This is a genomic window from Yersinia proxima, from assembly GCF_902170785.1.
GTDB lineage: Bacteria > Pseudomonadota > Gammaproteobacteria > Enterobacterales > Enterobacteriaceae > Yersinia > Yersinia proxima.
The window spans coordinates 19,226-32,300 of the sequence record NZ_CABHYG010000017.1; the positions used below are offsets into that span (position 1 = coordinate 19,226).

Consider the following 13,075-nt stretch of genomic DNA (forward strand, 5'->3'; position numbering starts at 1 on the left):
AAAAGTTGTGGTTAATTGTGTTGAATAATATATTCAATTAAAATTGCCAACGCATCCAGGTAAACAATACATTACCATTATTATAAGTGCCGGGAATATAGGTGGTTTGTAACGCAAATCTATTATATTCAATAGAGACAAGCGGCAATGGTAATGGAATTGGAATGTAATGGTATTCATGACGTGCGGTAATACTTGCCGTAAAGCCAACCCCAAAACGCCAGCCGTCCATTTCCCCTGGGATCCACATCTTTTGATAGCCATAACCTATAATTGGCTCAACTTCATTGTGGGAGTCCATAAACGCCATCGCGTATACTGCGTGCCAGTTGTTATTCTCATCATAGCGGTACTTACCATAGCCGATACCCCAAGGCCGCTCATTGTATGATTCTATCTTGTCATCATCATAGGTCCAGCGGTTGTGCCATGTATTCAGCGGGATATACAACTCTTGGTTGGGCGAATCCCATGCGAGCGAGATATTACGCATCAGGCGTTGCCATAGATTGTCATTATCGCCAGACAGCTCGTTTTGTAGGCCGATAGAGGTATTGGCCGGTGGTGATTTATCTTCTGCCTGAACCACGTTAGCCTGGCCCAGCCATAGGCTACTAAAAATACATGCGGAAATAATATGTTTATAACTCATGGTATAGCTCTCTGATGCTGATAAGGTGAAATAAGATTTCCTTGCACCAGATAATCTTTAAACCTATCAAAATTAATAACTAATACTGCATATTTAAATGAGGGAAAGAATATAACCTAAAACTTAAACGAATCTATAACGAGAAAGTAATATAGAGTTTTAAACTGCGCGCCAGAGTAGTGAAAATTTAATTACAGAGCATCAAGAAATGTCTTATTTTATTTCCTGTCGCACAATTTTCGGACAAAATGAGTGACATTTACATTGCCCTAAACTGACTAAAATGATGCAATTTTTAGTATATTTATACACAATAAATAAAGTGTTATTGCACTCCAATGGTGCATTATCTTCTTCTGAAGAAAACGTATTGCATCTATATGACACATTAATTTGTTTTTGAATAGGTCATGATTTAATCGTTGCGCTCAATATTCTGAACGATTTTTCATGATGAGGAAATGGCTCTTTTTTTTCTTGTTTTGTAGAGCGCAGCTTCGCCATTTCTCGAATAGAGAAATATCATTTTTTTGAATTTTTAGATTGACTATTTTTTTGTACATAATCTTAGGTTAACTAAGGGGTTAGTCTCAAGGATAGATAAATCTTAGCCTCCTGATGGAGGAGGATTACTAGAGAAACTGAGCATGGGATATATTCAATTATTATATATTTAATGCTAATAAATTTTATACCAATGCGACTTTCAGCGATCCGTTCGAGATGGAGACCAAGAGATATTTACGTAAGAAGTATTATAAAAAGAGTTAGCTTAAATGTTAAAAACCAGTAAGAAAGCGGGATTGTACAGTATAAAAAAATAGAGCAGAAAATACGATGACCTTCAACAAATTTTTGCATATTTACGCATTCTTTATGAGCAACCGTTTCAAATATGTGCGACAGGTTCACCCTTGATTAAAAATGGCTTGCCATCGAATACAGAGTATGTGATAACGCATATGGGTAAAACGAGGTACAGTTCTGTATATGTGTGGCATTTTCAGTAAAGAAGTTCTGAGTAAAGACGTTAGCGTTGAATACCGCTTCTCTGCCGATCCTTATCTTAGTGCCTCAAGCAGTAACGACTCTAGTTTGTCTATGTAAACGCCTACGGGCGAGTTAAACAATCCAAAGGAAATACTCAAGATGGCAAAGATCAAAGGTCAAGTTAAGTGGTTCAACGAGTCTAAAGGTTTCGGTTTCATCACTCCAGCTGACGGCAGCAAAGATGTGTTCGTACACTTCTCTGCAATCCAGGGTAATGGCTTCAAAACCCTGGCTGAAGGCCAGAACGTAGAGTTCGAAATCCAAGACGGTCAGAAAGGTCCGTCTGCAGTAAACGTTACTGCAATCTAATCAGCTCTTTTGCTGTTAAAAACCCGCCTTTGTGCGGGTTTTTTTGTATCAGGAACTGCACCGATTCAATCTATCCGTTAAGGTAAGATAATTAAGCCAGAATACTGATTACGGCCTTTAATACCAGGATGGGTTGGGTCAATCGCTTGCTGTTGGCTGGTGCGGCGAAAACTGGTGTATTTGAAACGATGCTGAGCATTATCCTTATCATCTGGGATTATGGTGCAGATAGTACAACTACCGACCCTATCAATTTGATGAATGCCCGCACCACGTAACTGGTGCTCAGCTATGGCTGCTAAGTTAAGATGGCGAAAACGGGGCGAAATAATATTTTTTGCCAGCGGTAATTCGTTAACGAACCGTTTCACCAACTCTTCATTAACCTCATAACAGCAGGAGCGGGCGGCAGGTCCGATAGCGGCCACCCAATTAGCCGGGTTGTCGTCGCAAGCTATGCGTTCAACCATTTTTAAGATAATGCCATCTAATAAACCGCGCCAACCGGCGTGAACCACCGCAATACCTTTCCCATCTCGTTGGCTGAAAATCACTGGCAGACAATCCGCCGTCAAGACAGTTAATAAAATGCCAGATTGAGTGGTATAGAGGCCATCGGCTTCGCCGCACTCTTGTCCGGGTTCAGTCACATCGACAATCACAGTGCCATGAACCTGTTTTTTATTGGCTTGTGATGCCTGGTAAGGCTGCAGGCAGTCAGGTAATAGGGCAGATTTATCGCCAAAACCATGGCAAATAGCGGTGACTCGGCTGAGTTGTGGTGAAAAGTCAGTCATAGGACATACCTAAGGAAGAAAAAGAACGCTATCCAGTGTAAGCCGTTTTTTAACTTATTGACCAGTCAACTTTTCTTTTAAACCGTCGTTAGTGAATTGTTGCAAAATAACGCATCTTGTATCACTGTTTTGGCACCCATTGATACAATGAATAGGGTTTAATGGCTGCTGTCATTCAAGCGACCATTCAGGATTGAACTCTGTGATTTCTAAAACAAAAAATGATTCTTCCAACTTTATCCGCTGGCGTTTTAGCTTGCTATGTAGCTGTATTTTATTTTCATTTTTTGGGCTGATAGCCAGGGCCGCATGGTTGCAAATTATTGAACCTGATCCGTTAGTAAAAGAAGAAGACATGCGCTCAGTACGCGTGGTCGCCACACCAAATACGCGCGGTATGATCACCGACAGAAATGGGCATCCTCTGGCGGTGAGTGTGCCGGTTGAGGCTATCTGGGCGGATCCTGCGACGGTATTGGAGAAAGGGGGTGTCGGTGTTTCAGAGCGCTGGCAGGCATTGGCTCAGGAACTTAATATCCCCCTCGATCAACTCAACAGCCGTATTCATCAAAATCCCAACGCCCGTTTTATCTATCTGGCCCGGCAGGTGGAGCCTGATGTTGCTGAATATATTCAGCGGCTGAAATTGCCGGGTATTGCCATAAAAGAAGAATCACGGCGTTTCTACCCTTCAGGGGATGTCGCCGCGAATTTGGTGGGTTTCACCAATATTGATGATCAGGGCATTGAGGGCGTAGAAAAAAGTTTTAATGCGCTCCTCAGCGGCACCGCCGGCAGCCGGGTGGTACGTAAAGATCGTTTCGGTCGGGTGGTTGAAGATATCTCCTCGACTGACAGTCATCCTGGGCAAAATGTTCAACTCAGCATTGACGAGCGGCTACAAACGGAAGCCTCCCATGCATTGACCAATGCCGTCATGTTCAATAAAGCAGACTCCGGCTCTGCCGTGGTTATTGATGTGAACACAGGCGAAGTCTTGGCGATGGCCAACTATCCCACCTTTAACCCCAATAATCGGGTCGGCACTCCTGAGGAGAATTTTCGTAATCGGGCGATCAGCGATATTTTTGAACCCGGCTCAACAGTGAAACCGATGGTGATCATGACGGCTCTACAGCGTCAGTTGGTCAAGCCTGATGCGGTACTGGATACTCACCCCTATATATTGAGTGGGCACCTTATTAAAGATGTGGCGCTTTATCCAGCTCTGTCACTGACCGGTGTGCTGCAAAAATCCAGTGATGTTGGGGTATCACGACTGGCGCTGGCGATGCCCGCTTCTGCCCTGATGCAGACTTACTCAGCGTTTGGTTTGGGTAAGCCGACACAATTAGGGCTGACAGGGGAAAGCAGTGGGTTAATGCCACATCGGCAGCGTTGGAGTGATTTAGACCGCGCAACTTTCTCCTTTGGTTATGGCTTGATGGTGACACCGCTGCAACTGGCTCGGGTCTATGCCACTATCGGCAGCTTCGGCATTTATCGGCCATTGTCGATTACCAAGGTTGATCCGCCGGTATTAGGCCAGCGAGTGTTCCCTGAAATGCTGGTACGCCAGGTGGAGCATATGATGGAAAGTGTGGCGTTGCCCGGAGGCGGTGGGGTGAAAGCCGCAGTGCGGGGATATCGGGTGGCGGTGAAAACCGGGACGGCCAAGAAGATTGGCTCAAATGGTCAGTATATTGATAAATATGTGGCGTATACCGCTGGTGTTGCTCCCGCTAGTCAGCCTCGTTTTGCTTTGGTGGTGGTGATTAACAACCCTCAGGGGGGCAAATACTACGGTGGCGCAGTTTCGGCCCCGGTATTTAGCGATATTATGGGGCAAATTTTGCGCACCATGAATGTGGAGCCTGATGCGATTCCCGCCAATATGCTTCGGCATAGTTAATCTTGGTGATTCACAAAGGGAACCGCGGCTTGCAACAGTATCTGCGCTTCTTTAGACTAACGCCGCGTCTGCCGGTATTTCTGGCGGTTATTAATCAGTTATCTGGGATTCAACCATGTCTTATCAGTGCCCCCTTTGTCATCAGGCCTTGCAGCAAAGCCCGCAACAGTGGCGTTGCAGCAATAACCACCAGTTTGATTGCGCCAAAGAGGGTTACGTCAATTTAATGCCGGTGCAGCATAAAGGGTCGAAACAACCAGGGGATAGCCCAGAGATGATGCAGGCACGGCGTGCCTTTTTGGATGCCGGGTATTATCAGCCCTTGCAGCAACGAGTTTGCGAGATTCTGGATAGGGCGCTACCACTGGATGCCGCTATGTTGTTGGATATCGGTTGCGGCGAAGGTTATTACACCGCCGCAGTGGCCGACCAGCTAAATCGGCAGCGTCAGATGGCTATTTTCGGATTAGATGTTGCCAAAGTCGCCGTCAGATACGGAGCAAAACGCTATCCTCAAGTCAGCTTTTGTGTGGCATCCAGCCATAGATTACCCTTTGCTAATCAAGCTCTTGATGCGGTGTTACGTATTTATGCTCCCTGCAAGGCAGCGGAGCTGGCCCGAACCGTAAAACCCGGTGGAATTGTGGTTACTGTTGCGCCTGGCCCGCGCCATCTCTACCAGTTAAAAGCCCTGATTTATGCTCAAGTACAACTTCACGACGATACACCAGAGCATTTGGCTGGATTTGATCTGGTTAGCAGTGAAACCCTGGCCTACGAAATGAAGTTAACCGGTAAGCAGGGTTTTAATTTGTTGCAAATGACGCCTTTTGCCTGGCGGGCTTCCATTGAAACCGGACAAGAACTCGCCGCCCGGCAGACTTTTGCCTGCGAAACCGATTTTGTTATCGCGGTTCATCGCCGTAGAGAAGATCTTGAGAGTGCCGCACTAAGTAGTGACGAGAAGCTAATATAAGTAATTGCTCGTTATTTAATGATGCCAAAATAAATGACGAGCGCATAATTTCACTGAGGGATAAATATTATTATCTTAATGAAATAGTGGAATAATCCCTGGTGTAGGATTGGACGTTAACTTAAGTCAAATTTTAAGTGTGTTATATTTATAATAGAGGTGTTTATTTTAGATCTAAATTCCGCCAGGTTCTTCCTCCGGATTCAGTCACTAAAATCGAGGGGATAAATCGTATTTTCTCTGCAACTTTTAGCGCTAAATCAGCAACTTCCTGTTTATTTAATGTGCCACTGCCGTAATTGAACTCTCCCTCTGGTAATTTATAGACTTTCTCCCTACCGATATGGCAAGTAAACCCGGCATCAATCATTTTCTTATTAAGAGAATCATAATCGCCTTCTACGGCGTTATGCAAAACGATACTGACCGTAAAGTACGGCATAGCTATTTTTCCAATTAATCAGGTGATGATATTTATATATCATACTGCTGAAGTCGATATTTTGACCGGGGTCTAATTGCTGTACATGTCGTCAAAATAACCTTGCATAAATTGTGTCATCAGGGGCGCAGGTGACAGCATGGTCACCTGCTAAAAGAGAGGTCGAGTTAGAGCGCAAGTGATAAGCGGTTGCGGCCAGCATGTTTTGCCGCGTAACAGGCAATATCAGCCTGACGCATAGCTTGTGCTGCCGTTTCTGTTTGCCGGTTCAATGATACCGCTCCGAGGCTTGCGGTAAATGAATAGGATTGACCGTGCCAATGGAATTGGATGGAGGCAATGTCGGCGACAACTCTCTCTAACACTTCTGTTGCGGGTTTATTCTGACAATTAAATAGCACGATAGCGAACTCATCACCGCCTAAACGCGCCACAATGTCATTTTCGCGCACCGCTTGTTGCATGGTTTGCGCCACCATTCGAAGCACCATATCCCCAGCCTCGTGGCCGGCGCTGTCATTCACATCCTTAAAGTAATCTAAATCGACATAACAGAGGATATGCTGCTCATCCTGACCTAACTGGCTGATGGCTTGATTGAGGCGCTCTTCCAATCTCCGTCGATTTATCAAGCCGGTCAACATGTCATGATTGGCCTGATACTGTAACTCTCGCTGCTCATGGCGCGCGCGCGTGACATCCTGGAAAACCACCACAGCACCGGTAAGCAGATCGTCACGATCACGAATCGGTGAGGCGGAACAACGAATCTCCTGGCGCTCTCCCTGGCTGGATAACAGCTGACTGCCTTCGGGCAATAAGGTATGACGCCCTTCGGCCAGACACTGATTGATGGCAACTAATTGATTTTTATCCTGTAGCGGGGACCACAAGATAAAAACTTCTTCAATGGGCAAGCCACAAGATTCATTTTGACTGCGGCCTGTCATTTCTTCGGCTTTAGGATTCATTAATACAACTCGGCCTTCAGTATCAAGAGAGATAATTCCCTCCTGAATGGATGACAGTACCCGATGCAGTTGCTCCCGTTCTTCATAGCGTGCTATTTCACTGGCACGCAGCGCATCTTCCCGTTGTTTTCGCTCGCTCATATCGCGGATTATTTTGGCATAACCCAGCAGTTTGCCATGGTGGTCATGCACCACGGTAATCACGGTAACAGCCCAATAGCGGGTCATATCTTTACGCACCAGCCAGCCCTCACGTTCCACCCGACTGGCCGAAGCGGAGGTTTTCAGTAATTTCTCGGGTAGCCCGGCGGCGATATCTTCCGGTAAAAAGAAACAGCCAAAATGTTGGCCGATTATTTCATTGCTGGCATAGCCCATATTACGCTCTGCGCCGTGGTTCCAGGTATTGACGCGGCCCCAGGGGTCCAGCATTAAAATGGCATAATCTTCGACGGTATCGACCATCAGACGAAAACGTTCTTCGCTGATGCGTAAGGCTTCTTCGCGCTGGCGTCGTTCAGTCAGGTCACGAACAATTTTGGTAAATCCTAACAACTTCCCGCTGTCATCATGCATGGGGTTAATGGCCACACTGGCCCAGTAACGAATACCATTTTTGCGCACATGCCAGCCTTCGGTCTGGAAATTACCCTCGGCAATGGCTTTTGCCAGTGATTTCTCTGGCAGACCTGCGGAAATGTCTTCTGGTGTGAACAGCAGGGCGAAATGCTCGCCAATGATTTCGTCACAGGTATAGCCTTCATTGCGCTCACCGCCTTTATTCCAGGTCAGAATACGTCCATGAGTATCTATCATGTAGATAGCGTAATCTTCGACTTCACTGATCAGATGGCGAAACTGCTCTTCACTTTTGCGCAAAGCATTTTCTCGCTGCCATTTGTCGGTCAGATCACGGGTAACTTGCACAAAACCCTGCAAATTATGGTCTGAGTCATGCAATGCGCTAAGGGTGATATGACCCCAGAAGCGCTTACCATTTTTGCGAACTCGCCAGCCCTGATTCTCATAATGCCCCAGTTGGTTGGCATGCAACAGGCCTTTAGCGGGCAATTGGGTGGCTAAATCTTCAGGGGTGTAAAACAGCTCGAAAGATTGACCAATGATTTCATCGGCGTGATAGCCGGTATTGCGTTCGGCACCATTGTTCCAGGTGAGGATATGTCCTTGGGCATCAATGATATATATGGCGTAGTCATCTACGGCTTCAATTAATAGCCGAAAAATGTGATCGTCAAATGATGCCGGATGCAAAGCCATTCCTGTGTTCCTTGAATTTTTATTCAGTAAACTGTCGCTACGCAGAACTAAACCCAGATGGTTTAAATCTGTTATCGCGATAAATGAGATGTACTAGTTTATCGCTAACATCGAAAATAAGGTAATAAGATTTTTATTGTCAGTAATAAAATGAAAGAATTCAAAAGCCTAATTATAGGATTGTTTATTGGGGAAACGTCACTGTTTACAGGACTTCTGGCAGGGTGGTGATGAATCAATATGGATAAGTAATAATAGTTCACCTTATTAATAATAGGGGTAAATTGGCCGGTGAAATGTATAAATAAATGACTTAAATGGGAAGTGCGTAATTAATCTCGCGCTCTATAAATATACTTTAAGAATAATTTTACTTTAGTTTCTTTTACATCTCCTCAGGCAATAAGGTTACTGCCTGCGATCATGTCTATTACATAACCCATCTAATTTATTTACGACACGAAAAATAATCTCCTGAATGTGCGGAAATGCTTGCATCAGTAGATGTTATCCGGATAATTCTGAATCCTTATAATAAGCATTCTCATTTGTAATCATTTTGTGAAATTCAGGGGCATCAACACGATGAATCAAACTATTTCTTCTCGGGCGCATCAGAAACGGCTGGCTCCGCGCCTGTTGTGTGTCATGATCGGTGCCGCACTAGGGACGCTATCCGCTTCCTCATGGGCAGCTGCGGCCACAGATAGCACAGCTGAAAACGCCAAAAAAACCAGCGCGACAGCGGCTACCACTAAAGCTGATGACAGCAAAAAAAGTGACACCATCACCGTTGTCGGGACGCAGGAAACTTTCCGTGCTGGTGGTAATGATTTAATTCCGACCTATTTAGACGGTCAGGTGGCGAATGGTGGCCGTATCGGCTTCCTTGGGCAGCAAGATGCGCGCAACGTGCCATTTAACGTCATTAGCTATACCTCCAAAATGATTGAAGACCAGCAAGCTAACTCGATTGCTGATGTCGTAAAAAATGATGCTTCGGTGCAAAACGTGCGCGGTTACGGTAACCCGTCACAGAACTATCGTATTCGTGGCTACAACCTTGATGGCGACGATATCTCATTTGGCGGTCTGTTCGGTGTTTTACCGCGTCAGATCGTGTCAACCAGCATGGTCGAGCGAGTCGAAGTGTTTAAAGGCGCCAATGCCTTCATTAACGGTATTTCACCCAGTGGTAGTGGTGTGGGCGGGATGATTAACCTCGAACCTAAACGTGCCGGTGATACTCCGCTGACGCGCGTTACGGTGGATTATGGTTCAGCTTCTCAAGTGGGCGGGGCGTTGGATGTCGGTCGCCGTTATGGTGATGACGATCAGTTCGGCGTGCGAGTGAATGTCCTGCACCGTGAAGGTGAGTCAGCTATTCATGATCAGAAAGAGCGCACGACCGCAGTTTCGACCGGTTTAGATTACCGTGGTGATCGTGCCCGTACCTCATTAGATGTGGGCTACCAGAAGCAGACTGTTCATCATATGCGTACTGATGTGGCGATTGGCGGCGCAACCGTCATTCCTGAACCGCCATCTTCAACCCTGAACTATGGGCAGTCGTGGGTGTATACCGATATGGAAACCACCTTCGGTATGCTGCGTAGTGAATATGATGTTAGCCAGAACTGGACTATTTATGGCTCTGTCGGTGCCAGCCGTAACGAGGAAACCGGTCAGTATGGTTCACCAACTTTGACCAGTGCGAATAATGGCGATGCCACTATTTCTCGTCTGTATGTGCCGTATGTTGCTGACTCTGTTGCCGGTCTGGGCGGTATTCGTGGTCACTTTGATACAGGCCCAATCACCCATAAAGTCAATCTGGGTTACGCCGCTAACTATCGTACGGCTAAATCAGCCTGGAATATGTCGAATCCAGTTGATACCAATATCTATAATCCGGGCGTAATTGGCTTCCCTCCAACCACAATGGGCAGTACCAGCCAGGATCCTCAGTTAAATAGCCAGGTTCGTGCTTCTGGTCTTTCATTGTCTGATACCTTGTCAATGATGGACGATAAAGTGTCATTGATGCTGGGTGTACGTCGGCAGGAAGTCACTATTCGTAACTTCGACAGTGGGGTGCCAAACAGTGCCGGTTCACTGGATGCGATGAAAGTGACACCTATATACGGCATCATGGTGAAGCCGTGGGAGAAAGTCTCCCTGTATGCTAACCACATTGAAGCGCTGGGGCCAGGCAAGTCTGCACCTTATCAATTTAATGGTAAGCCAGTGGTTAACGCAGGCCAAATTCCGGGCATCATTCATTCAAAACAGAATGAAATCGGTCTGAAGTTTGATAACCAACGCTACGGTGGTACGTTGGCTCTGTTTGAAATTACCCGACCAACGGGTATGGTTGATCCAGCGACTAACGTCTATGGTTTCTATGGCGAACAGCGCAACCGCGGTATTGAACTGAATGTATTTGGCGAGCCGGTATTTGGTACCCGTCTGTTAGCGAGTGCAACTTGGTTAGACCCTAAACTGACCAAAGCGGCTGACAGCGCCAATAATGGTAATGATGCCGTCGGTGTTGCCAACTACCAGTTAGTGTTTGGCGGCGAATATGATATTCCAGTGGTTGAAGGCCTGACCGCAACCGGTACGGTAGTGCGCTCTGGTTCCCAATATGCCAATGAAGCCAATACCTTGAAACTGAAACCTTGGACGCGTCTGGATCTGGGGGTGCGTTATACCATGCCAATGAAAGATACCAGCCTGACATGGCGTGCGAATATTGAGAACGTAACCAACGAACGTTACTGGGAGTCGGTTGAAGATTCTGGCACTTACATCTATCAGGGCGACCCACGAGCGCTGAAATTATCAGTCTCAATGGATTTCTAATACTGAATTGATATTTGCTGATAGTTGATAGAATAAAAAACCCCGCTATTCATCTCGAATGCGGGGTTTCTTTTTGCTTTTCTTACCCACTTTATTTTACGGTGAGAATAAAAGCACTAACGATAGGGTTATCGGATTAGGCGAGGCGATAGATGTGCTCATAAAGGATATTAAAACCGATACCTATCAACACAATGCCCCCGATTATCTCAGCGCGTTTACCCAGAAGCGGGCCAATATAGCGGCCAATCAGCATCCCGAGTGTCGCCATAATCATGGTGGCTAGCCCGATCGCCATTGCGGTGTGAACAATGTTCACTTGCAGGAATGCCAAACCAACACCAATTGCCATGGCATCAAGGCTGGTGGCGATGGCTGTCATCACCAGAACCCAAAAACTGTGGCTGCGCATTTTTTCGGTTTCTTCGACTTGCTGTTTTGCGCCTTCAAAAATCATGCGGCAACCCAGAATGAACAGCAGGCTGAAAGCAATCCAGTGGTCCCATTCCAGAATATATTGACTGGCGAATAGGCCAATGCACCAACCAATTAATGGGGTAATAGCTTCTATCACACCAAAGATAAGACCGGTGCGAATAGCTTCTCTAAAACGGGGTTTATGTAGGCTGGCACCTTTACCAATAGATGCAGCAAAGGCATCCATAGACATAGCAAAAGCAAGCACTAATGTTGCAGATAGATTCATAGCAATAGTCTCGGCCGGGCGGCTCCATATACACGTAACCCACCCCCAACCTAACGACGGAGCTACGTGTCTATGGTCTCGCCAACCTTACCTGGCTGCCCGCACCACGTTCCAATAAATGAAACGAGTATGTTGATACGAGCGTCTCTGTATATCGATATATCAATTCAATATAACGAATAGAAACCGGCTACTCCCCATGAACGGCGCAACCTTAACATATAAATTCCAGGAACGACAACCCCAAAAATAATATGGCGAACCAATGCTATTGATAATGATTTTCATTACTAGAGTTTTAATGATAAACAGTCCATATAAGCATCAATAATGGTGTGGAAATAAGCAGGGGAGAGGCAAGAGAAGGTGTCGGGAAATTAATCAATTAACTGAACTATCAATAGATTCATTTCCCTGAATTTGACTTTATGATTGATTTTCAACGAAAAAATTATAAATCTTTTCTAAGTCATCTAATTGCCGGACCTGAATAAGTAATCTGCGCTGCTCTAAATCAATCACCAGGATCCCATCTTCAGATAAATTCATACTTTTTATTCGGTGATATTCAATAAAAGCATTCGCGTAGAAGAAACCTGTATTTTTAAACAACAACTTTGGCCAGCGAATATAAGAGAGATAGAACGCAATTAATGCTAAACCCACTAATAAATAAGTGGTTAAGGGGGCGCCATTTGCCATGACGTTATTGTAAATAAGAATAGCTATCAGCCCGACAAAGATGGCACTGTCGATTTTATTTCTGCGCTTAAGGTGGATTTGCAGCCGGGTTTTTCCTTTCATCATGTTCATGATGAATTCATCATAGATGGCATAAGCCAGTAACAGGGCAATAAAAACAATTAAGACAATATCCGTAACCGACATGCACTTACTCCTAAATACCCTTCATCTTTCAAATTGCAGATGTGTTGGCTGCTCTCGCTCACCCGAATCACTTACCTGTGTAAGCTCATCGGGATTAATGAGCCTCTTCGAGACTCACCCTGCGGGCTAGCATAAATGCTGTTCAAATCGGTCTTCGACCAATTTGTCACTTGTTTGCCGCCTTCCTGCACTTTGAAATCTATTGGGTATTGGTATCTATCCTAAATAA

11 protein-coding genes are annotated in these 13,075 nt (G+C 45.6%); 5 read left to right on the forward strand and 6 right to left on the reverse strand.

The window, feature by feature from the left end:
- Window positions 1–37: 37 nt before the first annotated feature.
- Complete coding sequence (gene pagP / locus FTB31_RS16200) at window positions 38–652, reverse strand: lipid IV(A) palmitoyltransferase PagP (protein ID WP_227719374.1); 615 nt, start codon at window positions 650–652, stop codon at window positions 38–40.
- Between the two features lie 990 nt (window positions 653–1,642).
- On the opposite strand from pagP, the gene FTB31_RS16205 reads away from it, so the two are divergent.
- Both FTB31_RS16205 and cspE read left to right on the forward strand, forming a co-directional pair.
- On the forward strand, window positions 1,643–1,759 hold the full coding sequence (locus tag FTB31_RS16205; protein ID WP_002211058.1) for a DUF2627 domain-containing protein: 117 nt from the start codon (window positions 1,643–1,645) through the stop codon (window positions 1,757–1,759).
- A 42-nt stretch (window positions 1,760–1,801) separates the two neighbouring features.
- Window positions 1,802–2,011 carry a transcription antiterminator/RNA stability regulator CspE gene (gene cspE, locus FTB31_RS16210; protein ID WP_002221949.1) on the forward strand — a complete coding sequence of 70 codons (210 nt, stop codon included), beginning with the start codon at window positions 1,802–1,804 and terminating at the stop codon, window positions 2,009–2,011.
- 77 nt (window positions 2,012–2,088) lie between these two features.
- On the opposite strand, the gene pgeF is transcribed toward cspE, so the two are convergent.
- Window positions 2,089–2,808, reverse strand: coding sequence for a peptidoglycan editing factor PgeF (pgeF, locus tag FTB31_RS16215; protein ID WP_227731591.1), 720 nt, complete (start codon window positions 2,806–2,808; stop codon window positions 2,089–2,091).
- 202 nt (window positions 2,809–3,010) lie between these two features.
- Here pgeF and ftsI point away from each other — a divergent pair, with 202 nt between their 5' ends.
- Both ftsI and rlmA read left to right on the forward strand, forming a co-directional pair.
- Entirely contained in the window at window positions 3,011–4,720 is a 1,710-nt protein-coding gene (ftsI, locus tag FTB31_RS16220; protein WP_050077461.1) for a peptidoglycan glycosyltransferase FtsI, read from the forward strand.
- 115 nt (window positions 4,721–4,835) lie between these two features.
- Complete coding sequence (rlmA, locus tag FTB31_RS16225; RefSeq protein ID WP_227731592.1) at window positions 4,836–5,696, forward strand: 23S rRNA (guanine(745)-N(1))-methyltransferase; 861 nt, start codon at window positions 4,836–4,838, stop codon at window positions 5,694–5,696.
- Window positions 5,697–5,859: 163 nt separating this feature from the next.
- Here rlmA and FTB31_RS16230 read toward each other — a convergent pair whose 3' ends face one another.
- Together FTB31_RS16230 and FTB31_RS16235 are read right to left on the reverse strand one after the other, a co-directional pair.
- Window positions 5,860–6,138, reverse strand: coding sequence for a hypothetical protein (locus FTB31_RS16230; protein WP_227731593.1), 279 nt, complete (start codon window positions 6,136–6,138; stop codon window positions 5,860–5,862).
- 167 nt (window positions 6,139–6,305) lie between these two features.
- Window positions 6,306–8,387, reverse strand: a complete 2,082-nt coding sequence (locus FTB31_RS16235; protein WP_227731594.1) for a PAS domain S-box protein — start codon at window positions 8,385–8,387, stop codon at window positions 6,306–6,308.
- Between the two features lie 585 nt (window positions 8,388–8,972).
- Here FTB31_RS16235 and FTB31_RS16240 point away from each other — a divergent pair.
- Window positions 8,973–11,252: a TonB-dependent receptor gene (locus FTB31_RS16240; protein ID WP_139343697.1), complete on the forward strand. Its 2,280-nt coding sequence runs from the start codon at window positions 8,973–8,975 to the stop codon at window positions 11,250–11,252.
- A 136-nt stretch (window positions 11,253–11,388) separates the two neighbouring features.
- Here the strand turns inward: FTB31_RS16240 and mntP are convergent, their stop codons facing one another.
- Together mntP and FTB31_RS16250 are read right to left on the reverse strand one after the other, a co-directional pair.
- Entirely contained in the window at window positions 11,389–11,958 is a 570-nt protein-coding gene (mntP, locus tag FTB31_RS16245) for a manganese efflux pump MntP (protein ID WP_005170500.1), read from the reverse strand.
- A 426-nt stretch (window positions 11,959–12,384) separates the two neighbouring features.
- Window positions 12,385–12,846, reverse strand: coding sequence for a DUF986 family protein (locus FTB31_RS16250; protein ID WP_050077466.1), 462 nt, complete (start codon window positions 12,844–12,846; stop codon window positions 12,385–12,387).
- Window positions 12,847–13,075 lie beyond the last annotated feature (229 nt).

Excerpts from the sequence above, each read along its gene's own strand:
- mntP (WP_005170500.1), bottom strand. The coding sequence starts at position 11,958 with ATGAATCTATCTGCAACATTAGTGCTTGCTTTTGCTATGTCTATGGAT.
- FTB31_RS16230 (WP_227731593.1), bottom strand. The coding sequence starts at position 6,138 with ATGCCGTACTTTACGGTCAGTATCGTTTTGCATAACGCCGTAGAAGGC.
- pagP (WP_227719374.1), bottom strand. The coding sequence starts at position 652 with ATGAGTTATAAACATATTATTTCCGCATGTATTTTTAGTAGCCTATGG.
- cspE (WP_002221949.1), top strand. The coding sequence starts at position 1,802 with ATGGCAAAGATCAAAGGTCAAGTTAAGTGGTTCAACGAGTCTAAAGGT.
- FTB31_RS16250 (WP_050077466.1), bottom strand. The coding sequence starts at position 12,846 with ATGTCGGTTACGGATATTGTCTTAATTGTTTTTATTGCCCTGTTACTG.
- rlmA (WP_227731592.1), top strand. The coding sequence starts at position 4,836 with ATGTCTTATCAGTGCCCCCTTTGTCATCAGGCCTTGCAGCAAAGCCCG.
- FTB31_RS16240 (WP_139343697.1), top strand. The coding sequence starts at position 8,973 with ATGAATCAAACTATTTCTTCTCGGGCGCATCAGAAACGGCTGGCTCCG.
- FTB31_RS16205 (WP_002211058.1), top strand. The coding sequence starts at position 1,643 with ATGTGTGGCATTTTCAGTAAAGAAGTTCTGAGTAAAGACGTTAGCGTT.
- pgeF (WP_227731591.1), bottom strand. The coding sequence starts at position 2,808 with ATGACTGACTTTTCACCACAACTCAGCCGAGTCACCGCTATTTGCCAT.
- FTB31_RS16235 (WP_227731594.1), bottom strand. The coding sequence starts at position 8,387 with ATGGCTTTGCATCCGGCATCATTTGACGATCACATTTTTCGGCTATTA.